At 71.4% G+C, this 22,227-nt stretch carries 23 protein-coding genes; 14 read left to right on the top strand and 9 right to left on the bottom strand.

Annotation, left to right across the window (positions count from 1 at the left end; genetic code table 11):
- Window positions 1-4: 4 nt before the first annotated feature.
- Window positions 5-706: a FadR/GntR family transcriptional regulator gene (locus ACFY1U_RS25915; protein WP_390696527.1), complete on the bottom strand. Its 702-nt coding sequence runs from the start codon at window positions 704-706 to the stop codon at window positions 5-7.
- A 158-nt stretch (window positions 707-864) separates the two neighbouring features.
- Here ACFY1U_RS25915 and ACFY1U_RS25910 point away from each other — a divergent pair, with 158 nt between their 5' ends.
- From ACFY1U_RS25910 to ACFY1U_RS25890, 5 genes are all read left to right on the top strand, one after another.
- Complete coding sequence (locus ACFY1U_RS25910; RefSeq protein ID WP_390696863.1) at window positions 865-1,383, top strand: gluconokinase; 519 nt, start codon at window positions 865-867, stop codon at window positions 1,381-1,383.
- 51 nt (window positions 1,384-1,434) lie between these two features.
- Window positions 1,435-2,832: a GntP family permease gene (locus tag ACFY1U_RS25905; RefSeq protein WP_390696526.1), complete on the top strand. Its 1,398-nt coding sequence runs from the start codon at window positions 1,435-1,437 to the stop codon at window positions 2,830-2,832.
- Between the two features lie 10 nt (window positions 2,833-2,842).
- Window positions 2,843-3,601, top strand: a complete 759-nt coding sequence (locus ACFY1U_RS25900; RefSeq protein ID WP_390696525.1) for an SDR family oxidoreductase — start codon at window positions 2,843-2,845, stop codon at window positions 3,599-3,601.
- Between the two features lie 14 nt (window positions 3,602-3,615).
- Window positions 3,616-4,644, top strand: coding sequence for an L-idonate 5-dehydrogenase (locus ACFY1U_RS25895; RefSeq protein ID WP_390696524.1), 1,029 nt, complete (start codon window positions 3,616-3,618; stop codon window positions 4,642-4,644).
- Between the two features lie 109 nt (window positions 4,645-4,753).
- The gene (locus tag ACFY1U_RS25890; RefSeq protein WP_390696523.1) at window positions 4,754-5,860 is read left to right on the top strand and encodes a hypothetical protein; all 1,107 of its coding nucleotides are present in this window, start codon (window positions 4,754-4,756) and stop codon (window positions 5,858-5,860) included.
- Here the strand turns inward: ACFY1U_RS25890 and ACFY1U_RS25885 are convergent.
- The 4 genes from ACFY1U_RS25885 to ACFY1U_RS25870 form a co-directional block, all read right to left on the bottom strand.
- On the bottom strand, window positions 5,798-6,424 hold the full coding sequence (locus ACFY1U_RS25885) for a cytochrome b/b6 domain-containing protein (RefSeq protein ID WP_390696522.1): 627 nt from the start codon (window positions 6,422-6,424) through the stop codon (window positions 5,798-5,800). The two genes, ACFY1U_RS25890 and ACFY1U_RS25885, sit on opposite strands and share 63 nt — an antisense overlap.
- Window positions 6,408-7,160 (bottom strand): molybdopterin-dependent oxidoreductase, encoded by a 753-nt coding sequence (locus ACFY1U_RS25880; RefSeq protein ID WP_390696521.1) that lies wholly within the window; start codon window positions 7,158-7,160, stop codon window positions 6,408-6,410. The genes ACFY1U_RS25885 and ACFY1U_RS25880 overlap by 17 nt, the downstream gene beginning before the upstream one ends.
- A gap of 112 nt (window positions 7,161-7,272) precedes the next feature.
- On the bottom strand, window positions 7,273-8,814 hold the full coding sequence (locus tag ACFY1U_RS25875) for an APC family permease (protein WP_390696520.1): 1,542 nt from the start codon (window positions 8,812-8,814) through the stop codon (window positions 7,273-7,275).
- A 33-nt stretch (window positions 8,815-8,847) separates the two neighbouring features.
- Window positions 8,848-9,792, bottom strand: a complete 945-nt coding sequence (locus ACFY1U_RS25870) for a hypothetical protein (protein ID WP_390696519.1) — start codon at window positions 9,790-9,792, stop codon at window positions 8,848-8,850.
- Between the two features lie 404 nt (window positions 9,793-10,196).
- Between ACFY1U_RS25870 and ACFY1U_RS25865 the strand changes: the two genes are divergently transcribed.
- The 4 genes from ACFY1U_RS25865 (at window position 10,197) to ACFY1U_RS25850 (ending at window position 12,449) form a co-directional block, all read left to right on the top strand.
- On the top strand, window positions 10,197-11,090 hold the full coding sequence (locus ACFY1U_RS25865) for a DMT family transporter (protein WP_390696518.1): 894 nt from the start codon (window positions 10,197-10,199) through the stop codon (window positions 11,088-11,090).
- 23 nt (window positions 11,091-11,113) lie between these two features.
- Entirely contained in the window at window positions 11,114-11,647 is a 534-nt protein-coding gene (locus ACFY1U_RS25860; protein ID WP_390696517.1) for an NUDIX hydrolase, read from the top strand.
- A gap of 89 nt (window positions 11,648-11,736) precedes the next feature.
- A complete protein-coding gene (locus ACFY1U_RS25855; protein ID WP_390696516.1) occupies window positions 11,737-12,129 on the top strand; it encodes a YidH family protein in 393 nt (130 codons plus the stop codon).
- Window positions 12,126-12,449, top strand: a complete 324-nt coding sequence (locus ACFY1U_RS25850) for a DUF202 domain-containing protein (protein WP_390696515.1) — start codon at window positions 12,126-12,128, stop codon at window positions 12,447-12,449. The genes ACFY1U_RS25855 and ACFY1U_RS25850 overlap by 4 nt, the downstream gene beginning before the upstream one ends.
- Window positions 12,450-12,473: 24 nt before the next feature.
- Here the strand turns inward: ACFY1U_RS25850 and ACFY1U_RS25845 are convergent, their stop codons facing one another.
- The gene (locus ACFY1U_RS25845) at window positions 12,474-13,421 is read right to left on the bottom strand and encodes an NADP-dependent oxidoreductase (RefSeq protein ID WP_390696514.1); all 948 of its coding nucleotides are present in this window, start codon (window positions 13,419-13,421) and stop codon (window positions 12,474-12,476) included.
- A 116-nt stretch (window positions 13,422-13,537) separates the two neighbouring features.
- On the opposite strand from ACFY1U_RS25845, the gene ACFY1U_RS25840 reads away from it, so the two are divergent.
- The 3 genes from ACFY1U_RS25840 (at window position 13,538) to ACFY1U_RS25830 (ending at window position 16,236) form a co-directional block, all read left to right on the top strand.
- Complete coding sequence (locus ACFY1U_RS25840) at window positions 13,538-13,834, top strand: hypothetical protein (RefSeq protein ID WP_390696513.1); 297 nt, start codon at window positions 13,538-13,540, stop codon at window positions 13,832-13,834.
- A gap of 158 nt (window positions 13,835-13,992) precedes the next feature.
- On the top strand, window positions 13,993-15,015 hold the full coding sequence (locus ACFY1U_RS25835; protein ID WP_390696512.1) for a phosphotransferase family protein: 1,023 nt from the start codon (window positions 13,993-13,995) through the stop codon (window positions 15,013-15,015).
- 6 nt (window positions 15,016-15,021) lie between these two features.
- Window positions 15,022-16,236, top strand: a complete 1,215-nt coding sequence (locus ACFY1U_RS25830) for an acyl-CoA dehydrogenase family protein (protein ID WP_390696511.1) — start codon at window positions 15,022-15,024, stop codon at window positions 16,234-16,236.
- A gap of 69 nt (window positions 16,237-16,305) precedes the next feature.
- Here ACFY1U_RS25830 and ACFY1U_RS25825 read toward each other — a convergent pair whose 3' ends face one another.
- From ACFY1U_RS25825 to ACFY1U_RS25815, 3 genes are read right to left on the bottom strand one after another with little or no spacing between them, the layout of a single operon-like run.
- On the bottom strand, window positions 16,306-16,899 hold the full coding sequence (locus ACFY1U_RS25825; protein WP_351465873.1) for a TetR/AcrR family transcriptional regulator: 594 nt from the start codon (window positions 16,897-16,899) through the stop codon (window positions 16,306-16,308).
- Window positions 16,900-16,946: 47 nt separating this feature from the next.
- Window positions 16,947-18,614, bottom strand: a complete 1,668-nt coding sequence (locus tag ACFY1U_RS25820; protein WP_390696510.1) for a class I adenylate-forming enzyme family protein — start codon at window positions 18,612-18,614, stop codon at window positions 16,947-16,949.
- Complete coding sequence (locus tag ACFY1U_RS25815) at window positions 18,611-19,384, bottom strand: SDR family oxidoreductase (protein ID WP_390696509.1); 774 nt, start codon at window positions 19,382-19,384, stop codon at window positions 18,611-18,613. The genes ACFY1U_RS25820 and ACFY1U_RS25815 overlap by 4 nt, the downstream gene beginning before the upstream one ends.
- Before the next feature lie 186 nt (window positions 19,385-19,570).
- Here ACFY1U_RS25815 and ACFY1U_RS25810 point away from each other — a divergent pair, with 186 nt between their 5' ends.
- Window positions 19,571-20,809, top strand: coding sequence for an exo-beta-N-acetylmuramidase NamZ domain-containing protein (locus tag ACFY1U_RS25810; protein WP_390696508.1), 1,239 nt, complete (start codon window positions 19,571-19,573; stop codon window positions 20,807-20,809).
- A gap of 81 nt (window positions 20,810-20,890) precedes the next feature.
- On the top strand, window positions 20,891-22,225 hold the full coding sequence (locus tag ACFY1U_RS25805) for a serine-threonine protein kinase (protein ID WP_390696507.1): 1,335 nt from the start codon (window positions 20,891-20,893) through the stop codon (window positions 22,223-22,225).
- Window positions 22,226-22,227: the final 2 nt, after the last annotated feature.

Below are 22,227 nucleotides of genomic sequence, written 5' to 3'. Positions count from 1 at the left end.
AGGATCAGGGCGCCAGGATGTCGAGTTCCTGCAGCGCGCCCACCGTGATCTCGCGGGTCAGTTTCTCCGCGCGGGCCGCGTCGCCCTCGCGGACCGCCTCGGCGACCTGGACGTGCAGGGTGACGGCGGCCGGGTCGGGGTCCTCGAACATGACCTCGTGATGGGTGCGGCCCGCGAGGACCTCGGCCACGACGTCACCGAGCCGGGCGAACATCTCGTTGCCGGACGCCACGAGGATCACCCGGTGGAAGGCCATGTCGTGGACGAGGTACTCCTCCAGCCTGTGGCCGCGGGAGTTGGCGACCATCCCGAGCGCGCACTCGGTGAGTTCGGCGCACTGCTCGGCGGACGCGTTCCTGGCGGCGAGGCCCGCGGCGACCGGCTCGACGGCCGAGCGCAGGACGGTCAGCGAGCGCAGCTGGTGGGGGCGGTCGGCGCCGGCCAGCCGCCAGCGGATGACCTGCGGGTCGTAGACGTTCCACTCGGACTTCGGGCGCACGATGACACCGACCCGCCGCCGCGACTCGACCAGGTGCATGGATTCGAGCACCCGGACGGCCTCGCGCATCACCGAGCGTGACACGTCGAAGCGCTGGGCGAGCTCGTCGGTGCGCAGAACGCTGCCCGGGGGGTACTCGCCCGCAGTGATCGCGGGGCCGAGGGAGTCCAGTACATGGCCGTGCAGACCCCGGCCCGGAGTGGTCATGCGCTCAGCGTACGGGGCAGGTCACGGGAACAAAAAGTCAGACTTATATGTCACAGGGTCTTGAATTCGTCGTACCTAATCGGTTTCAGTGACGTCGGCGTCGGTTGAACGGCCGGCGTCCGGATGTCGAAGAAGACAGTGAGAGCACCATGCAGCAGCTGCGCACCCCCCATGTCGTCGTGGTCATGGGCGTCGCGGGCACCGGCAAGACCACCATCGGTCCCCTCCTCGCGGCCCGGCTCGGCGTTCCGTACGCCGAGGCCGACGACTTCCACCCGCCGGCCAACATCGACAAGATGTCGGCCGGCGTCCCGCTCGACGACGAGGACCGGTGGCCCTGGCTCGACGCCATCGGTGCCTGGGCGCACGGGCGGGCCGGGCTCGGCGGGGTGGTCAGCTGCTCGGCGCTGAAGCGGTCGTACCGCGACCGGCTCAGGGCCGCCGCCCCCGGTGTCGTCTTCGTGCACCTGACGGGCGACCGGGCCCTCATCGAGGACCGGATGGCGCACCGACAGGGTCACTTCATGCCCACGGCGCTGCTCGACTCCCAGTTCGCCACGCTCCAGCCGCTCCAGCCGGACGAGGCGGGGGTCGCGGTGGACGTCACCGGGAGCCCCGAGGAGATCACCGCCCGGGCCGTGGAGGCACTGGACGCCCTTCCTCACCCGGCCGCGTAGCACCCACCCCCCGCACTCCTCCCCCATCCCCGTACCTGCAAGGGAACCCCCGTGACCAGACTCAGCGTTGAGATGCTGGCAGCGGACGCACCCGCGCCGATCACCTCGGCCGGCCACGCTCAGCTGGGCCTCGCCGTACTGGCGGGCATCGCCGTCATCGTCCTGCTCATCACCAAGTTCAAGCTGCATGCCTTCCTGTCCCTGACCATCGGCTCGCTGGCGCTCGGCGCGATCGCCGGAGCGCCCCTCGACAAGGTCCTCACCAGCTTCACCACCGGTCTCGGCACCACGGTCGCCGGTGTGGGCGTACTGATCGCGCTCGGTGCGATCCTCGGCAAGATGCTCGCCGACTCCGGCGGTGCGGATCAGATCGTCGACACGATCCTCGCGAAGGCGGGTGGCCGGGCGATGCCGTGGGCGATGGTGCTGATCGCCTCGGTGATCGGGCTGCCGCTGTTCTTCGAGGTCGGTGTCGTGCTGCTGATCCCGGTCGTGCTGATGGTCGCCAAGCGCGGCAACTACTCGCTGATGCGGATCGGCATCCCGGCCCTCGCGGGCCTCTCGGTGATGCACGGTCTGGTCCCGCCGCACCCCGGCCCGCTGGTCGCGATCGACGCGGTCAAGGCCAACCTGGGTGTCACGCTGGCCCTCGGCGTCCTCATAGCCATCCCGACGGTGATCATCGCCGGACCGCTGTTCTCCAAGTTCGCCGCCCGCTGGGTGGACGTTCCGGCGCCCGACCGGATGCTTCCGCAGCGCGCCTCGGAGGAACTGGAGCAGCGCCCCGGCTTCGGCGCCACCCTCGCCACGATCCTCCTCCCGGTCGTCCTGATGCTCTCCAAGGCACTGGTCGACATCGTGATCGACGACCCGACGAACCTCACCCAGCGCGTCTTCGACGTCATCGGCTCCCCGCTGATCGCCCTGCTCGCCACGGTGCTGGTCGGCATCTTCACGCTGCTCAGGCCGGCGGGCTTCGGCAAGGAGCGGCTGACTCCTCTGGTCGAGAAGGGCCTCGCGCCCATCGCGGGCATCCTGCTGATCGTCGGCGCGGGCGGCGGCTTCAAGCAGACGCTGATCGACACCGGTGTGGGCCAGATGATCCTGGACATCTCCAAGGACTGGTCGATCCCGGCGCTGCTGCTGGCCTGGCTGATCGCGGTGGGCATCCGCCTGGCGACCGGCTCGGCGACCGTGGCGACGGTCTCGGCGGCCGGCCTGGTGGCCCCGCTCGCGGCCGACATGTCGACCGCGCACACGGCCCTGCTGGTCCTGGCCATAGGCGCCGGCTCGCTCTTCTTCAGCCATGTCAACGACGCCGGATTCTGGCTGGTCAAGGAGTACTTCGGCCTGACCGTCGGCCAGACCGTCAAGACCTGGTCCGTCATGGAGACGATCATCTCGGTGGTCGCGGGCGGTCTGGTCCTCCTCCTCTCACTCGTCATCTAGGGGTACGGGAATGAGTCACCCGCTCTTCGACATCAGCGGCCGTACGGCCCTCGTCACCGGTTCCAGCCGCGGTATCGGGCTGGCCCTGGCCCGGGGCCTCGCGGAGGCCGGCTGCACGGTGGTCCTCAACGGCCGCGACGCGGACCGCCTCACCAAGGCGGCCGCGGAGCTGCCCGGCGACGTCCACACGGCCGTGTTCGACGTCACCGACGGCCCATCGGTGGCCGCCGGCACAGCGGACGTCGAGGAGCGGGTCGGCCCGCTCGACATCCTGGTCAACAACGCGGGAATGCAACTGCGCGCCCCGCTCCTCGAGTTCACGGACAGCGACTGGCACCGCATCCTGAACACCAACCTCACCAGCGCGTTCCTGGTCGGCCGCGAGGTGGCCCGCCGGATGACGGAACGCGGCCACGGCAAGATCGTGAACATCTGCTCGCTGCAGAGCGAGGTGGTCCGCCCCGGCATCGCGCCCTACGCGGCCACCAAGGGTGCCCTGAAGATGCTCACCAAGGGCATGTGCGCCGACTGGGGCCCGCACGGCGTGCAGGTCAACGGACTCGGCCCCGGCTACATCGAGACCGAGCTGACCCAACCCCTCGTCGAGGACGAGGAGTTCAGCGCCTGGGTGCGCCGCCGCACCCCGGCCGGCCGCTGGGGACGCACGGAGGACCTGGTGGGCGGCGTGCTGTTCCTCGCCTCGCCCGCCGCGGACTTCGTCAGCGGACAGGTGCTGTACGTGGACGGCGGAATGACGAGCGTGCTGTGAGAGGGGCTGCCCAGATGCTCGGTTGTGTGATCCACGGCCAGGACGACCTGCGCGTCGACGAGCTGCCGGTCCCCGAGCCCGGCCCCGGCCAGGCGCTGGTCGCCGTCCGCTACGGCGGCGTCTGCGGCTCCGACCTGCACTACTGGAAGCACGGCGGGGTCGGCGACTTCCGCCTGAAGGAGCCGATGCTGCTGGGCCACGAGGTGGTCGGGACGGTCGTCGCGTACGGATCCCCGGACGCGACGGGCCCGGCCGTGGGCACGGCGGTCGCGGTGCACCCGGCGACCCCGTGCGACGTGTGCCCGGAATGCGTGGAGGGACGCCGCAACGTCTGCCGGGACACCCGCTACCTCGGCAGCGCGGCCCGCTTCCCGCACGTACAGGGCGGCTTCGCGGCCCAGGTCGTCGTACCGGCCCAGCAGTTGAGGCCGCTGCCGGAGGGTCTCGGCCTGCGCCGGGCAGCCCTCGCCGAGCCGCTCGCCGTCGCCCTGCACGCGGTCCGCCGGGCCCAAGACGTGCACGGCAGGCATGTCCTGGTCACCGGCGCCGGGCCCATCGGCTGCCTCGTGGTCGCGGCGGCGAAGGCGGCGGGCGCCGCACGGGTGACGGTCACCGACCTCCTCCCGGCGGCCCTGGAGTACGCACGTGCCGCGGGCGCGGACAGCCTCGTACGGGCCGACGATCCGGAGGATGCCGGCCGGCCGTCCGAGGTGGACGTGGCGGTGGAGGCGTCCGGGGTGGCCGCGGGCCTGGACACCTGTCTGCGTCTGGTGCGGCGCGGCGGGGTCGTCGTGCAGCTCGGGATGCTGCCGCCGGGGCCGAGTCCCTTCGCCGGGAACCTGGTCGTGAGCCGGGAGATCGAGCTGCGGGGAGCGTTCCGCTTCGACACGGAGTTCGACGAGGCGCTGCGGCTGCTCGCCGCCGAGCCGGCCTTCGACGGGCTGGTCAGCGCGGTGCTCCCGGTCCGGGAGGCGGAGTCGGCGTTCGCCCTGGCCGCGGACCGCAGCCGTTCCTGCAAGGTGCTGCTCGACTTCGCATCCTGAATTTTCCCCAAGAATCAGCCCGAGGCGGCTTCCCCGCCGCCGGGGCCGACCCGATGATGAGGGGACCCCTGGGCACGGCCTCCAGGGGCGCTGGGGGTCGGGGGGCGTCATGGCGGTTTCCCTCGGGACGCGTATCTCGGGGCTGCTCGTGGTCGGAGCGGTGGCGGTGGCCGTCGCGGCCTTCACAGGTGACGGGAGTGGCCCGCCGGACAGCCGGGGCGGGGGCAGCTCGATCGTGACCGCGGGGCCGTCGAACGGCGTCGCGTCGCCCTCCCCCACGCCTCGGCAGTCACCCGCAGGAGAAGCGAGCGGCACCGCACTGCCGAGCGGCCGGGGCCACCCGCCTGCTGCCACTCCGTCGCCGAGTGGCGCCTCCCCGAGCAACAGGCCGCTCCTGAGCCCCGCTTGGCTCCCGCCGGGCCCTGTCTCGCCCAACGCCGACACCACACCGGACCCGTCGAGCGTCTACGACCAACTGCGCGACCCCGGCCAGTGCGGGACCGCCCTCAAGGCGATCCCCACGGCCTCCACGGACCCGCAGTGGCGGCTGCTGCACGCCCTCGCGACCGCCTGTCTGACCGCGCAGGGCAAGGGCGGGAGCTGGGACACGGCGGCGAGGGAGTACGCGTCCCTCGCAGGCAAGGCAGACACCTGCAAGGGCCGCGCCGCCTACGCGGTGCTCGGCGGCCTGCTGGACTTCCACCGCCAACACCCGCACACCACCGTGCAGTTGAAGCCGTCCTCGGGCAGCACACCCGCCTGCTCGTACAGGATCGCCGCCGTGGACACGGGCGGCGACGGCAAGGCCCAGCCGGGCGACACGATCACCATCGAACTGCGGGGCACCTTCTTCGACCCCGTCGAACTGCTGCACTACGGGACCGTGTTCATCGGCGGCCAGCAGACCGCCGGACCGCCCGCATTGCGGTCACAGACGGGCGACGAGCTGATGATATCCGCCGCAGTACCGTCACTGGGCGGTGCTGCAGCGGCCTTTAGGGGCGCGGGGAACTGCGCGACCAGCCACAACGGCGCCGCAGACGAATGCACGGTGGACGTAGTCGTACGTTACGGAAGCACCGAGGCCCAGCTAAAAGACGCCTTCACGGTGGCGAAACCCACCGTGGTCCCCTCGCCACCGCCGGAGGCATCCTCAGGGACGCCACAAGGGATGCTCCCGCTCGGCCCACTCCCGGCTCACCCGGCCGGTCCGTAGCCCGCTCCGCGCCTCGGGATCCCCGATCGCCATCCCGATGTGCCCGGCGAGCACGATCCCGATCGTCAGGGCCAGCCAGTCATGGACGAACGTCGCACTGGTACGCCACATCAGCGGCGCCAGATGGGTGAACCACATGATCAGCCCGGTACCGAGCATCACCACCGTGGCCCCGGCGATCCACGCCGCGTAGATCTTCTGCCCGGCGTTGAACTTCGCCGCCGGACGCGACGACCGCCGCTTGTCCCGGCGCAGAGCCGCCCGCAGCCAGACCCTGTCGTGCGGTCCGAAGCGGTTCAGATGCCCCAGGTCGGCGCGGAAGTGGCGGGAGAACAGGCCCACCAGCACGGGCACCGGCAGGGCGAGCCCCGCGCACTCGTGGACGCGGACCACCAGCTCCCGGCGGCCGACGAGTTCGGCGAACTGCGGGATGTAGAGGAAGGCCGCGGTCACGACGCACACACCCATCAGCGCGGCCGTCGTGCGGTGCACCCAGCGCTGCACGGGGCCGAACCGGCGGACCCCGGCGACCGGCGGTGTGTGCGCCTCAGCTCGTAGGCTCATCGTCCCGCCCGTTCGAGTGGCCGACCCAGGCGTCGACGTCGTAGCCGCGGTCCTCCCAGTAGCCCGGCTTCACGTCCTCGGTGACGGTGATGCCGGACAGCCACTTGGCGGACTTGTAGAAATACATGGGCGCCACGTAGAGGCGGACCGGGCCGCCGTGGTCGTGGCCGATGTTCTTGTCCTGCATGCGCAGCGCGACCAGGACGTCGGAGCGGCGGGCCTGGTCGAGGGTGAGGCTCTCGGTGTACGCGCCGTCGAAGCAGGTGAAGCGGACCGCCCCGGCCGTGGAGCGCACTCCCGCGGCGTCCAGCAGCCGGGACAGCCGCACCCCCTCGAAGGGCGTGCCCGGGACCCGCCAGCCGGTGACGCACTGGACGTCCTTGACCAGCCGGGTCTGGGGAAGGGCGCGCAGGTCGTCGAGGGTGTAGGTCTTCGGGCGGTCGACGAGGCCGTCGACGGTGAGGCGGTAGTTCGTGGCGTTCTTGTGCGGTACGGAGGAGGTGACCGAGTAGTAGCGGAAGCCGCCGCCGTTGGGCAGCAGGCCGGTCAGGCCGGTGGGGTCCCTCTCGGCGGCCGCGCCGAGGAAGCCCTCCAGGGTGCGCTGCAGGGCGGGCGCGGCGACCACGCCGAGGGCGCCCAGGCCGATGGTGCCGAGCAGAACACGGCGGCCGACCGGAGTGCCGCGCTCCGGCGGTGGCTGCGGGGTGCCCGGCTCCTCGGGTTGTTCGGAGTTCACGTATCCATTCGAACACCCGCGGGCCCGGCGGGACCAGGAATCGCGGGTGCTCGTCAGGGTTCCGTAATGACTTCTTACGGGCTTCTCAGAAAGCCACCCGTACGGGGAGGCGTCACGACGCCTCCTGCGCCGCCTTGTCCAGCTGGAACGCCTCGTTGCCGAGCCCGATGCGGGCGTGCGCCTCGGGTGAGCGGGAGCGCAGCAGCAGGCCCTGGGCCAGGCCGGCGACCAGGGCGAGGCCGATGATGCCGGGCAGCGCCCAGCTCAGCGTCGAGCCCGGGCCGGCGCCGACCAGGACGTCGAAGTCCTTGACCGTGTAGCCGGCGATCACCAGCAGGGCGACGGCCGCAAGGGCGGAGGTGACCAGCCGCCAGGCCTGGGCGCCCGCCGCGCCGCGCCGGGCGAAGAAGACGATCACCGACACGGAGGCGGCAGCCATCAGCAGGATCACGCCGAGCGCGCCGATGTTGCCGAGCCAGGTGAACAGGTGCAGGACGGGTGCGGTCGGGTCGCCGGTCGGTTTGTCGTCGGCGACCGCGAAGGCGATCACGACGACCGCGGAGACGACGGTCTGCAGCAGGGACCCGGTGCCGGGCGCGCCGCTCGTGCCCGTGGTACGGCCGAAGGTGCGCGGCAGCAGTCCCTCGCGGCCCATCGCGAAGGCGTACCGGGCGACCACGTTGTGGAAGCTGAGCAGGGCGGCGAACATGCCGGTCACGAACAGGACGTGCAGGACGTCGGTGAACGTGGAGCCGAGCCGGGACTCGGTGAGGGAGAACAGCAGCCCGGCGCTCTCCTTCTGCGCGGCGCCGACGATCGCGGAGGGGCCGGCGGCCACGGTGTACGCCCAGGAGCTGATCGCGAAGAAGACGGTGACGAAGCCGACCGCGAGCAGCATCACGCGCGGGACGAGGAGGTGCGGCCGGCTGGTCTCCTCCGCGTACACCGGCGCCTGCTCGAAGCCGGTGAAGGCCGCGATGCAGAAGCAGAGCGCCGTGCCGACCCCGGCGCCGGTGAGGGTGTCCGGGTTGAAGGCGTGCAGCGACAGGCCCTGCTTGGCCGGGTCGGCGATCGAGGCGACGTCGAAGATGATGACGAGGATCACCTCGACGACCAGCAGTACGCCCAGCACGCGCGCGTTGACGTCGATCTTCAGCCAGCCCAGCAGGCCGACGACGGCCACGGCCGCCAGCGCCGGTATCCACCACGCCACCTGGACGTCGGCGTAGGTGGCGAACAGGTTGGAGACCTCGAAGCCGAAGATGCCGTAGATGCCGACCTGGAGCGCGCTGTAGGCAGCGAGGGCGACGAGGGCCGCGCTCGCCCCTGCGGTGCCGCCCAGGCCACGGGAGATGTACGCGTAGAAGGCCCCCGCGTTGTGGACGTGCCGGCTCATCTCGGCGTAGCCGACGCTGAAGAGGACCAGGACCACACCGAGGACGACGAAGAGCAGGGGCTGCCCGACGATGCCCATCACCGCGAATGTGGTGGGCATGACACCCGCGACCACCATGAGGGGGGCGGTCGCGGCGAGCACGGAGAGCAGCAGGCCGCCCGCGCCCAGACGGTCGGCGCGCAGGGCGCGCTCCTGCCCCAGATAGGTACTGATGCCGCCCGCGGCGGCTCGGCTCGCGTTGGAACTGCCCGTGGTCATGGAGGGACCGTCCTTCTGTCGGGGTCGGGAGTGTCACGCCGTGCCGAGCGCGGTGGCGCGCGCGGCACGGAAGGCGGAGTGCGGATCGCGGTCCGGGTACGACCAGGGGGCGGGGGTGGCGTGCTCGCCGATGCGGTGGAACAGGGCGGCGGCCTCGGCGCCGCGGCCCTCGCAGACCTTGGCGTGGGCGAGGAAGTTGAGGTCGACCAGGCGGCGCGGATGGCCCTCGTGCTCCCATTCCAGCCACCAGTCGAAGGCGGCCTTCATCACCTGCCGGGCCCGGCGTCCGCTCCAGTGGCCGGAGGCGGCGGGGTCGGCGGGCTCGTGCCCGGCGGCGGCCAGTACGCGGTAGCGCTCGGCGTGGGCGACGACCGGGAGGATCGCGAGGGGGGAGTCGGCGGGGGCGTCAAGGGCGGACCGGTTGGCGAAGTCGTAGACCTCGTGCAGCGGGTCCGGGCCGGCGTCGGCGTGCCGTTCGGCGAGGCGGGCGACCATCAGGTGGTGAGCGTGGTGGTGGTCGGCGTACCGTCCGCGGACCTCGGCGAAGAGCCGCTCGGCGTCCGGGCCCGGGCCGCGCTCCAGCAGGAGCAGGCCGAGCCACGGGGTGGGGTCGGCGGGCACGAGCGCGGCGGCGTCCCGGCAGGCCTGGCGGGCGCGCTCCGGTTTCTCCTTGCCCCGTAAGGCGCGCTGGACGAGGGCGAGCGCGAGCAGCACGGCGGCATCGGCGGAGTCGGGCTCGGCGAGCAACCAGTCCCGCGCCCAGGCGGCACTGTACGGCTCCAGCGCAAGGACGGTGACCCGATGCCCGCGCAGATCCCAGTCGTCCCCCGTCTGAACGAGCAACGACCGCGCGGCCTGCCACCGCCCCTGCGTCAAAGCGGCCCGGGCGGTGACGAGTTCGGCGTCGTCGAGGGCCGCGTCGAGGGTCTGGGCCGCGCGCTTGCGGCCCCGGCCGAAGGGGGGCGGGGGTGGGGACACCGCGGGATCTTCCTCACGCGACGCGGCTCGACGTCTGGTATCGGTCCGGCCTGACATCGGTTTGCCGTCAGCTGGTCACGCACAGCAAACCCCCCGCCAACGCTTTGCGTCAAGGGAGGGACGGTTGTTACGCGCGTCAACTTCCGTTACCACTAGCGCACTTGTGATCACCGGGCCCGTGGGTTCCGCCGCACCAGTTCATGCATGTGGCGCACGCCATGGCGCCGCACGCCCCGGCACCACACCATGGCGGGACGACTTCGGCACCGCCCTTGATCGTCGGGGAGACGTGACCGAGTCGACGGCCCGATCCGGGCACTCCCAGGGGCAAGCCGGGCCCTGGGACGCTACAGTCACCCACTACGCACCCCGTGGCCCGGCCTATCTGACTCGAGGTACGCAGCGTGTCCGTTCTGGTTCTGATTCTCGCCGTGAGCGCTGCCTGCTGCCTGGGCTTCGGATTCGTGCTCCAGCAGAACGCGGCCCAGCGGGCACCCCTCAGCGACTTCCTGTCGCCGCGCCTGCTCCTCGACCTGATGCAGGTGCCGCGCTGGCTGGGCGGCATCGCGCTGATGGTGGCCGGCATGGTCCTCGGGGCGATCGCCCTGAGCCAGGGCGAGATCTCCCTGGTCGAACCGCTCCTCGCCACCAACCTCCTGTTCGCCCTGGCCCTCTCCCGCAAGCAGACCAGACAGCCGCTGGGCCGCCAGGGCTGGGCCGGCCTCGCCCTGCTCGCGGGCGGCGTCACCGCCTTCATCGTCGCGGGCGAGCCACGCGGCGGCACCGCGGTCACCGACCCCTTCCGGCACTGGCTGATCATCGGCGCCATGATCGGCGTCGCCCTCCTTCTGACGACGTACGCGAAGCGCTCCCGCCTGAGCGCCGCCCCCGTCCTCCTCGCCCTTGCCGCGGGTCTCCTCTACGGCGTCCAGGACGCCCTCACCCGGGTCAGCGGCGAGCGCTTCACCCAGGGCGGCCTCACCGAGCTGGTGACCGGCTGGCAGCCGTACGGCGTGGCGGCGCTCGGGGTGGCCGGCCTGATCCTGGTGCAGAGCGCCTTCGAGACCGCGCCCCTGCGGATGTCGCTGCCCGCCCTGACCGCCGCCCAGCCGCTGGCCGGCATCCTGTGCGGAGTGGGCTTCCTGGGCGACCGCCTGCGCACCGACACGGGCGCCCTCGCCTGGGAGGCGGCGGGCCTCGCGGCGATCGTCGGCGGCATCGTCCTCCTGGGCCTGCACCCCTGCATGCCGAGCGGCACGACGAAGCCGGAGCGGGTCCAGGCCCTGCAGCGCGGCTGACGCCGTCCTGCTTGGATGGCGGCATGACGAGCCCCGCAGACGAAATCCTCGACATCGTCGACGAGAACGACCAGGTCATCGGCCAGTCCCCCCGCGGCGAGGCCTACGCGAAGGGCCTGCGCCACCGCTGCGTCTTCATCCAGGCCCGGGACGCGGAGGGCCGCCTCTTCGTCCACCGCCGCACCCCCACCAAGCTGGTCTTCCCCTCCCTCTACGACATGTGGGTCGGCGGAGTGGTCGGCGCCGGCGAGTCCTACGACGACGCCGCGCTGCGCGAGGCCGAGGAGGAACTCGGCGTCCGCGGCCTCCCGAGCCCTCGCTTCCTGTTCAAGTTCCTGTACGACGACGGCGCCGGCCGGACCTGGTGGTCGGCGGTGTACGAGGTCCGCTGCGAGCTGCCGGTGCGCCCGCAGGCCGAGGAGGTGGCCTGGCACGACTTCCTGCCGGAGGCGGAGGTGCAGCGCCGGTTGAGCGAGTGGGAGTGGGTGCCGGACGGGCTCGCCGCGTACGAGCGGCTCTTGTCAGCCCGTCCGGCATCTGAGGACAAGGCCCCCTAGAGGACAAGGCCCCTTAAGGGCCGAAGCGGGGACCCGGGGGCGGCGGCCCCGGCCGACGGCGCCGGCGGAAGCTGGATAAGGTCGTAAGCGTGATCGAATTTGGACGGAACGTCCGGCTCTGGTTCGCCCCGGAACAGGTCCGGCGCGAGGGCGGAACGCCGGACTACCGCTTCTCGCTGGCGAACGAACGCACGTTCCTGGCCTGGCTGCGCACCGCCCTCGCCCTGATCGGCGGCGGCTTCGCGGTGGACCAGTTCCTGCCGGACCTGCAATGGGCCTGGCGTGTGGGGCTGGCGCTCGCGCTGCTCGGCGCGGGCGTGCTGTGCTCGCTGCGCGCGGTCAACCACTGGATGCGCTGCGAGCGGGCCATGCGTCGCGGCGAGGATCTGCCGGTCTCGCGGTTCCCGGCGCTGCTGAGCATCGTGGTGGCCGTGGTGGCCGTGGCGATGGTCGTCGTCGTACTCGTCGGGTGGGAGGGATGACCGCCGGCGCGGGTAAGGAGCGTGACCCGGGGCTTCAGCCGGAGCGGACCCGGCTCGCCTGGCGGCGTACCACCCTGGCCAGCACGGTGGCCGCCGTACTCGCCACGAAGACCGCGCTGCACGGCGGCCTCTCCGCGGCAGGGATCATCGCCTGCGCCCTGTGCTGCGCACTCTGGCTGGGCTTCCTGCTCGTCGCCCACCGCCGCATAAGCGCCCTGGCGTCGTCCGGAAGCCCCCTGGCACTCGCTCCCCGGCACGCCACCGCGGCGGTCCTGTGCACGGTGGCCCTGGCGGCCTGTGGAGCGGCACTGGTCTTCTGACCAGGGCCTTCGCACGGTAGTCCGCTAACCGGCCGGTTCCACCTCCCAGTCCACCGTCACCACGATCTTCCCCCGCGTCCGCCCCTCCTGGTTGAGCCGGTGCGCGTCGGCCGCGCGTTCCAGCGGGAACGCCTGGGACACATGCACGGACACCGCCCCTTCCTCCACCAGCTCGGTCAGCCGCAGCAGGTCCTCGGCGGCCGGGCGCACCCAGCAGTAGCGGCCGCCGTAGTCGACGACGTTGCCGTCGGCGATCGACGCGAGCCGCCCCTCGGGGGCCAGCAGGTTGGCCGAAATCTTGAGGGTCTCGCCGCCGACGGTGTCGAACACGGCGTCCACGCCCTCGGGGACCAGCCCGCGCACCCGCTCGCCCAGCCCGTCGCCGTACTCCACCGGCTCGCCGCCCAGCCCGCGGACGAAGTCGTGGTTGCGCTCGCTCGCCGTGCCGATCACGCGGGCGCCGAGATGCCGGGCGAGCTGCACGGCGATGGACCCGACGCCGCCCGCCGCCGCGTGCACCAGGACGGTCTCGCCGCGCTTGACCTGGAGCGCCTTGACGAGCACCTGGTAGGCGGTGAGTCCCGCGAGAGGCAGCCCGGCCGCCTCCTCGAAGGAGAGGTTGCGCGGCTTGCGGGCGAGGGTGCGCACGGGAGCGGCGACGTACTCGGCGAAGGTGCCCCGCGAGAGGAAGTCCTCCCGCACATACCCGACGACCTCGTCCCCAGCGGTGAACTCCGTGACGGACACGCCCGGTTGGACCACGACACCGGAGACGTCCCAGCCGGGCACGACCGGGAAGACGGCGTCGAGCATTCCGTCGAGGTGGCCCTCGCGGCACTTCCAGTCGACGGGATTGACGGCGGCCGCGCGGACCTTGACGAGAACCGCGTCGGGGCCGATCTTGGGGTCGGGCAGCTCGCCGTACTCGAGCACCTCGGGTCCGCCGTACCGTGCGTAGCTGATGGCCTTCATGGGCTCGACCCTCCGGTGTACGCGGACGCCACGCAAGCCGAATGGTCCGATATGCGCCGTTCGCGTGGCACCCTGTCCGACGTCATCACCAGCACTCCCCCCGAAGGTGAGCCCCCATGACCACCCTTCACCTCGAACACGCCTCCCACTCCCACGCCCACGGCCCCGGCTGCGGACACACGCAGGTGCCGCACGGGGATCACGTCGACTACGCGCACGACGGTCATCTGCACCGCGCGCACGGCGGCCACTGGGACGAGTGCGAGCCCGACGGACACGCACCCCACGAGGGCCACGAGCACCGGCACGGCGAGGGCTGCGGACACGAGAGCGTCCTGCACGGCGACCACGTCGACTATCTGCACGACGGCCATCGGCACGCCCCGCACGAAGGCCACTGGGACGACCACTGAATCCGACCGGACCGGCCGACCGACGGCTCCCCGCGCTCCTGCGCCGGGAGCTGTCGGCATATCGTGGCCCAGATCACGTTCGCCGCACACACTGGACGACATACCGACCGGTCGGCATCATGGTCGGGAACCTTTCTGACGCCCCTGAAGGAGCACCGATGAGCCCCGACCACCCGCCAGGTCTCGATCTCGACCGGCTCCGCGGCCTGCTCGACCAGGAGCGGCCCGGCCTGGTGCACGGCCCCCTGACCGGCCGGCTGATCGAGGGCGGACGGTCGAACCTCACGTACGCGGTCTCGGACGGCACCTCGAAGTGGGTCGTGCGCCGGCCCCCGCTCGGCCATGTCCTGGCCACCGCGCACGACATGAAGCGCGAGCACCGGGTGATCAGCGCACTGCACCCGACGAACGTACCGGTCCCGCGCCCCGTGCTCCTGTGCGAGGACGAGGAGGTGCTGGGGTCGCCGTTCTACGTCATGGAGTTCGTGGAGGGCACGCCGTACCGCACGGCCGACCAGCTCGTCCCGCTCGGCCCGGACCGCACGCGGGGCGCGGTGCTGTCCCTGGTGGACACGCTCGTCGAGCTGCACGCGGTGGACCCCGCCGAGGTGGGCCTCGCCGACTTCGGCCGCCCCGAGGGCTTCCTGGACCGGCAGCTGCGCCGCTGGGGCAAGCAGCTGGACGCCTCCCGCAACCGCGACCTGGCCGGCGTCGACGAGCTGCACGCCTCGCTGGGCCGCCGGCTGCCCACCTCCCCGGCACCGGCCGTCGTGCACGGCGACTACCGGCTCGACAACGTGCTCATCGGCGAGGACGACAAGATCAAGGCGATCCTCGACTGGGAGATGTCCACGCTCGGCGACCCGCTCACCGACCTGGGCCTGCTGGTGATGTACAGCATGCCGCTGGGCATGCCCGACTCCCCGGTCTCCACGACCGCCGAGGCCCCCGGGCACCCGGATCCCGCCGAGCTGATCGAGCGGTACGCCGCCCGCTCGGGGCGCGACGTCTCGTCCATCTCCTGGTACACGGCGTTCGCCTGGTTCAAGCTCGCCGTGATCCTCGAGGGCATCCACTACCGCTACACGCTGGGCCAGACGGTCGGCCGCGGCTTCGACCGCATCGGTGACCTGGTGCCGGTCTTCATCGAGCACGGCCTGACCACTCTTCAGGAAGGCTGACGGACCATGGACTTCGCGTTCGACGCGCGCACGGAGGAACTGCGCGCCAAGCTGCTCGCCTTCATGGACGAGTACGTCTACCCGGCCGAGGCGGTGGCGGAGGAGCAGCGCGCGGCGCTCGCGTCCCCCTGGGACACGCCGGCCGTGGTGGAGGAACTCAAGGCGGAGGCGCGCAGGCAGGGCCTGTGGAACCTCTTCCTGCCGGACGCCGAGCACGGCGCCGGTCTGACCAACCTCCAGTACGCGCCGCTGGCCGAGATCACCGGCCGCAGTCCCCAGCTGGCGCCGACGGCCACCAACTGCGCTGCGCCCGACACCGGCAACATGGAGGTGCTCGCGCAGTTCGGCGACGAGCAGCAGCAGAAGCAGTGGCTTCAGCCGCTGCTGGCGGGAGAGATCCGCTCGGCGTTCGCGATGACCGAGCCGGAGGTGGCCTCGTCCGACGCCACCAACATCACCACGCACATCCAGCGGGACGGCGACGACTACGTCATCACGGGCCGCAAGTGGTACATCTCCGGGGCGATGAACCCGGACTGCAAGATCTTCATCGTGATGGGCAAGACGAACCCGGACGGCGCGGACATCCGCCGCCAGCAGTCCATGGTCCTGGTCCCCCGCGACACCCCGGGCGTCACCGTCAAGCGGGCGATGCAGGTCTTCGGCTACGAGGACCACTACCACGGCGGCCACGCCGAGGTGATCTTCGACCAGGCGCGCGTACCGGTGTCGAACCTGATCGGCGAGGAGGGCGGCGGCTTCGCCATCGCCCAGGCCCGCCTCGGCCCAGGACGTATCCACCACTGCATGCGGCTGATCGGCATGGCCGAGCGCGCGATCGAGCTGATGTGCCGCCGGGCGGTGTCCCGCACGGCCTTCGGCAAGGCACTGGCCCAGCAGGGCGTGGTGCACAACTGGATCGCCGACGCGCGTGTGACCGTCGAGCAGCTGCGCCTGCTCGTCCTGAAGACGGCCTGGCTGATGGACACGGTCGGCAACCGGGGGGCCCACGCGGAGATCCAGGCCATCAAGATCGCCACGCCCCGCGCGGTCGTCGACATCATCGACCGGGCGATCCAGCTGCACGGCGCGGGCGGCGTCAGCCAGGACTTCCCGCTGGCCGAGCTGTACGCCGGAGCCCGGACGCTGATGATCGCGGACGGCCCGGACGAGGTGCACCAGCGGTCGCTGGCGCGGCGGGAGCTGAAGAAGTACCTGTGACACCACGCAGGTAAGGGGCGGCCGCAACTGCGGCCGCCCCTTACACATGTGCGTTCTACGGGCTACTGGCTACGGGCGCAGCGCCCGCAGCAGCAGGTCCGCCAGATGGTCGGCGACCTCCTGCGGGCTCATCGGCCCGTCCGGGCGGTACCACGTCGACAGGTGGTGCACGGAGCCGAAGTGGTAGTCCACCACCAGGTCGGCGGGCGTCGCCTTGGAGAAGACACCCGCCTGCTGCCCCTCCTCCACCAGCGCACGGAAGCGCTCGTGGTAGCGCCGACGCTCGGCACGCACCTGCTTGTTCTTCTCCGGGCTCAGGTGGTGCATGGAGCGGAAGAAGATCATCGCGTCGTCGAGGTTCTCGATCGTCGTGACGACGACATCGGCCGCGGCACCCCTGAGGCGCTTCTCGATCGGCTCGTCGGCGTCCGCGAACGCGTCGAGGCGCTCCTGCTGGAGGCGCAGCACCCGCGAGTACACCTCGTGCAGGAGGTCGTCCTTGGAGCCGAAGTAGTGGTACAGCGCTCCCTTGGTGACGCCGGCCGCCTCGACGATCTCCTGCACGGAGGTGCGGTCGTAACCCTGCTCGGCGAAGAGCCGGGTGGCGGCGGCCAGCAGCCGCTGCGGGACGGGAGTACCGTCACCGTCCGTCGTTCTGGGCACTGTGCCGCCACCTGCCTTCCAAGCTCTCTGCCTGCGTCTGTTCGCTGTTATTCGCTGTCGTGCGGCCGGGAACGAAGCTCCCGACGGAGGATCTTCCCACTCGCCGTCTTCGGCAAGTCGGGCAGGATCTCCACCTGCCGCGGGTACTTGTAGGCGGCCAGTCTCTCCTTGCAGTACAACGCGAGTTCACCCGGGTCCGTGTCGGCGCCCGGACGAAGACTGATGTACGCCTTGACGGTCTCCCCGCGATACCCGTCGGGCACCCCGACGACGGCCGCCTCACGGACCGCGGGATGCGTGTACAGGACGTCCTCGACCTCGCGCGGCCACACCTTGAACCCGGACGCGTTGATCATGTCCTTCTTGCGGTCGACGACGTACAGCCACCCCTGCTCGTCCATGAAGCCGATGTCGCCGGTGCGCAGCTCACCGTCCGGGAAGGTCTCGGCGGTCGCCTCCGGCCGCCGCCAGTAGCCGGGCACGACCTGCGGCCCGCGGACGACGATCTCGCCCTGCTCGCCGAAGGGCACCTCCTTGCCCTGGTCGTCGACGATGCGTACGACGGTGTCGGGACCCGGCAGGCCCACGGCCAGCGTGCCCGAGGCCGGGTCGACGGGTGCCTCGAGGCCCGGCGGGACGGAGGCACAGGGCGCCGTGCACTCGGTCAGGCCGTAACCGTTGCGGATGTACGGCCCGAAGCCCGCCCGGAACTTCTCCACCAGGGCGGGCGGCACGGGCGCACCACCGCTGGAGATGTTCACGAACGACGAGAAGTGGTCGCGGGTGGCGTCCGGGTGGGCGCCCAGTGCCATGAAGGCGGTCGAGGGGCCGACGGTGTAGTGCGGCCGGTGCTCGGCGAACGCCTCCAGCACGACACCCGCCTCGAAGCGGTACGTCAGCACGAGCGTGCCCGCGCTGTTGAGACAGGCGCCGAGCTGGCACACCATCCCGGTGATGTGGAACAGCGGCGCCAGCGCGTAGTACACGGGCGCGTCCGGCAGGGCCAGCCCCGTCCGCTGCCGCTCCGCGTTGTACATGATGTTGCCGTGCGTGTTGGTGGCGCCCTTGGGGGTGCCGCTGGTGCCCGAGGTGTAGCTGATCAGCGCGATGTCGGACGGCCTGAGCCGACGGCCCTCGGGCGCCTCGTACCCGGCGCGGGCCACGGTCGTCAGGTCGGCGGCGTCCGCGGCCTGCGGCACCCGCTCGAAGCCCAGCACCCGCGCGTCGCCACGCGTCTGGAAGTCCAGCTCGCAGGCGGTCAGCACGATCTGCACGGGCGAGTCGGCGGCCGTGTCCCGCAGATACGACTCCCAGGCCCGGTCGGAGCAGATCAGCGCCGTGACCTCGCCGTCCCGCAGGACGTGTCCGACCTCCCCGGACTTGTACATCGGGTTGACGGGCACGACGATCGCCCCCGCCTTCCAGGCGCCCAGCAGCGCCAGCACGAAGAGCGGGGAGTTCTGCAGCAGGATCGCCACCCGGTCGCCGCGCTCCAGGCCGCGGGCGGCCAGATGCCCGGCGACCGAGTCGCTCAGCTCGTCGACCTCGCGGTAGCTCAGCCGCCCGTCGAAGTAGGCGAGGAAGGTGCGGTCCGGGGCCGCGGCGACGGACCGGCGCAGCGCGTGCACCAGGGAGTCGGCGGGCTCTATGGGGCCGCCCTGGGCCTCGTTCAGCAGGGCCACCCAGGGCCGGGCGGCGTAACGGGAGTCGGTCACCGTGCCGCCTCCCACTTCTGCTGGAGGTGGTTCATGTTCGTCAGCCAGCGGTCCGGGTGGGTGGCCCTGGCCTGGTAGTACTCGGCGACCTCGGGGTGCGGCAGGATCAGGAACCGGTCCTCCTCGATCCCCTTGAACAGGGCGTCCGCGACGTCCGCCGGCTCGATCGCGGTCGGCTGCAGCACCAGGTCGCCCGCGGTGCCGGTGGCGGCCAGCATGTCGGTGCGCACCCCCTGCGGACAGATGGCGTGCACCTTGAGCCCCCGGTGCCGGTACGTGAGCGACAACCACTCGGCGAAGGCGTACGCACCGTGCTTGGTGACGCTGTACGAGGGCGCCCCGATCATGGTCAACAGCCCGGCGGCGGACACGGTGGACACGAAACGACCGCTGCCCCGCTCCAGCCACTGGGGAAGCAGCTCATGGGCGGCCCGGACATGAGCCATCAGATTGACGTCCCAGCACAAGGCCCAGGCCTTCTCATCGAGCGGCTCCCCCGGCCCCGCGTCCTCGAAGGCGACCCCGGCGTTGGCGCAGTAGACGTCGATGGACCCGCCGAGCGCGTCCCGGGCGTCGGAGACGATCCCGGAGGCATCGCCGGGTACCGCGATACCACCGATCTCATCGGCGACCGCCTTGGCCCGCTCGCCATCCAGGTCGTTCACCACGACCCGGGCCCCTTCGGCGGCGAACCGCCGGGCAAGGGCAGCCCCGATCCCGCCTCCCGCTCCGGTGACGACCACTCCGGCATCCTGCACGGCTTCCACCATCGGTCTCCTTCGACTGCGGCTCTGCTGCGGTCAGACTAACCGGTCGGTATGTAACAGGAAAGGGGCCACTGCAACGCCTTGAGGGGCGCGAGGCTGTGTCGATTTGCGGCTCCGCCGCGTGGGCGCGACAAGCCCCCACGAACCCGCACCTTCCCCACAAGCTGCGGCAGCAATACCGTGCACCCCATGCGCCTATCCAGACGAGCCTTACTCGCAGCGACAACGGCAGCAGCAACCCTCTCCGGAGCACCACAGGCCCCCGCAGCCGAGCCTCGCAAGAGACTGCGCACCGGCTTCGAACGCCTCTCCGCCGAAGGCTACGCACTCCTCGACGGCCAACGAGTCGGAATCGTCACCAACCCGACCGGCGTCACCCGGGACGTCCACCACATCGTGGACGTCATGCACGCCGACGACAGGGTGAACCTGGTGGCCGTCTTCGGCCCGGAACACGGCTTCCGCGGTACCGCGCAGGCGGGCGGCTCCGAAGGCCGCTACGACGACCCCGCCACCGGCCTCCCCGTCTACGACACGTACCTCAAGAGCGGCCGCGCCCTCGCCGACGTCTTCACGGCGTCCGGCGTCGACACCGTCGTCTTCGACATCCAGGACGTCGGCGCCCGCTTCTACACGTACATCTGGACCCTGTACGACTGCATGGAGGCCGCCCAGCTCGCCGGCAGACGCTTCGTCGTCCTCGACCGGCCGAACCCGGTGACGGGCCGCGCGGCCCAGGGCCCGGTCCTGCACAAGGAGTTCGCGACCTTCGTGGGACGGCAGCCGGTCTCCCAGGCGCACGGCATGACGGTCGCCGAGCTGGCCCGGCTGTTCAACGGGGAGTTCCTGACCACGCCCGTGTCCCTGCAGGCCGTCCTGATGACGGGATGGAAGCGCTCGGAGTTCTACGACGCCTGGTCACTGCCCTGGGTGCCGCCGAGCCCGAACATGCCGACGCCCGACACGGCGCTCGTGTACTCGGGGACGTGCATGTTCGAGGGCACCAACCTGTCGGAGGGCCGAGGCACCACCCGCCCCTTCGAACTGCTCGGCGCGGAGGGCATCGACGGGAGGTGGGCGGCCGCGGCGAACGAACTCGGCCTGCCCGGTGTCCACTTCAGGGAGGCGTACTTCGCGCCGACCTTCTCCAAGTTCCAGGGCAAGACCATCGGCGGTGTGCAGATCCACGTGCAGGACCGGGCCGCGTACGACCCCGTCCGTACCGGGATCGCGCTGCTGGTGACCGCCAAGAAGGTGTGGAGCGGCTTCGCCTGGCGCTCGGACGACTGGATCGACAGGCTCACGGGCTCCCCGCACGTGCGTACGGCGATCGACGCGGGCGCGAGCACCGACGAGGTGGTGGCGGGCTGGCAGGAGGAACTCGCCGCGTTCCGGCGGATTCGAAAGGAATACCTCCTCTACAAGTGAGCCGGGACGTATGGCCATCCTCGGCCGGTAGCAGGACGATGCGCCCAGATCGCGCTGCTCCGGGGGACGAGGGGGCCTGTCATGGCACAGCCGGCAATGAGTGTGACTCCGTACTGGGAGCTGACCTTCGACGCGGACGGGGACGTCGACGGGCAGGAGCGGGACCGGCTGCTCGCCGAGGTCACGAAGGGCTCAGTCCGTGACCTGATCGTCTTCGCACACGGCTGGAACAACGACCGCTCGGGGGCGACCGCCCTCTACAGCCGGTTCTTCGCGCCGATCCCGGAGCTCGCGGCACAGGCGAAGATCGGCTACGTGGGCGTGATCTGGCCGTCGATGCGGTTCTGCGACGAGCCGATCCCCGACTTCCCGAAGTCCGTGGTGGCCATGGAGGCGGAGGCCTCCCCGGCGCCCGCGCTCGACAAGGACACCCGGCACGCGCTGCTGGAGACGTTCCCCGGGCGGGCCACCGTGATCGACCAGATCGCACGGATGCTGGACCAGCGGCCCGAGAACGAACTGGAGGAGTTCGGGCGGCTGGTCCGGCTGCTGGTGGAGCTCGTACCGGGCGGTCCGCAGCCGCTGTTCGCGGCGGACACCCTGGCCGAGGGTGTCCCGCAGAGCGAGCCGGTGCTGTTCACCGCGGACACGGCGACGCTCTGCGACGAGTTCGCGCAGGCACTGGCCGACGTCCGGTCCGCCGACGGCGCGGAGGGCTTCTCGTTGCCGAACCCCTGGGACGGGGCGAAGGAACTGCTGCGGCAGGCGACGTACTACGCGATGAAGCGGCGCGCGGGCACCGTGGGCGAGCGCGGGCTCGGCCGTCTGGTCGGGCAGCTCGCCGCCTCCGCCCCCGCCGTGCGCGTGCACCTCGTGGGGCACAGCTTCGGCGGCCGGCTGGTGTCGTTCGCGCTGCGCGGTCTGCCCGAGGGCGTGCACACCGTGAAGTCGGTGACGCTGCTCCAAGGGGCGTTCTCGCACTACGCGTTCGCGGCGCGGCTGCCGTACGACGCGCATGCGGGAGGTGTGCTGCAGGGCCAGCAGAACCGTGTCGACGGCCCTGTGGTGTGCTGCTACTCCCACTTCGACTCGGCGCTCGGCACGATCTACCCGCTGGCCTCGCGCGTGGCGGACGACGCACAGGGCGTCGTCGAGGGGACCACCGAGGGCTTCGGCATCGGGGACCTGCTGGGCGCCAAGTGGGGCGCGATGGGCCACGACGGGGTGCAGGCGGTGCCGGGCACGCGCGCGTACACGCTCGCGGACGCCCTCACGAGCACCCTGCCGACCTCGGGTTGCGTCAACATCGACGCCGCGGCCGTGGTGAAGAACGGCGGGCCGCCCGCCGGTGCGCACAGCGACATCGTGCACCGGGAGCTGGCCCAGGTGGTGCTGGCGGCGGGCCGCATCCGCTGACC

The organism is Streptomyces sp. NPDC001351 (genome assembly GCF_042896045.1).
GTDB lineage: Bacteria > Actinomycetota > Actinomycetes > Streptomycetales > Streptomycetaceae > Streptomyces.
Note: the sequence above shows the minus strand (reverse complement) of the source record. Positions and strands in the feature narration are given on the sequence as shown.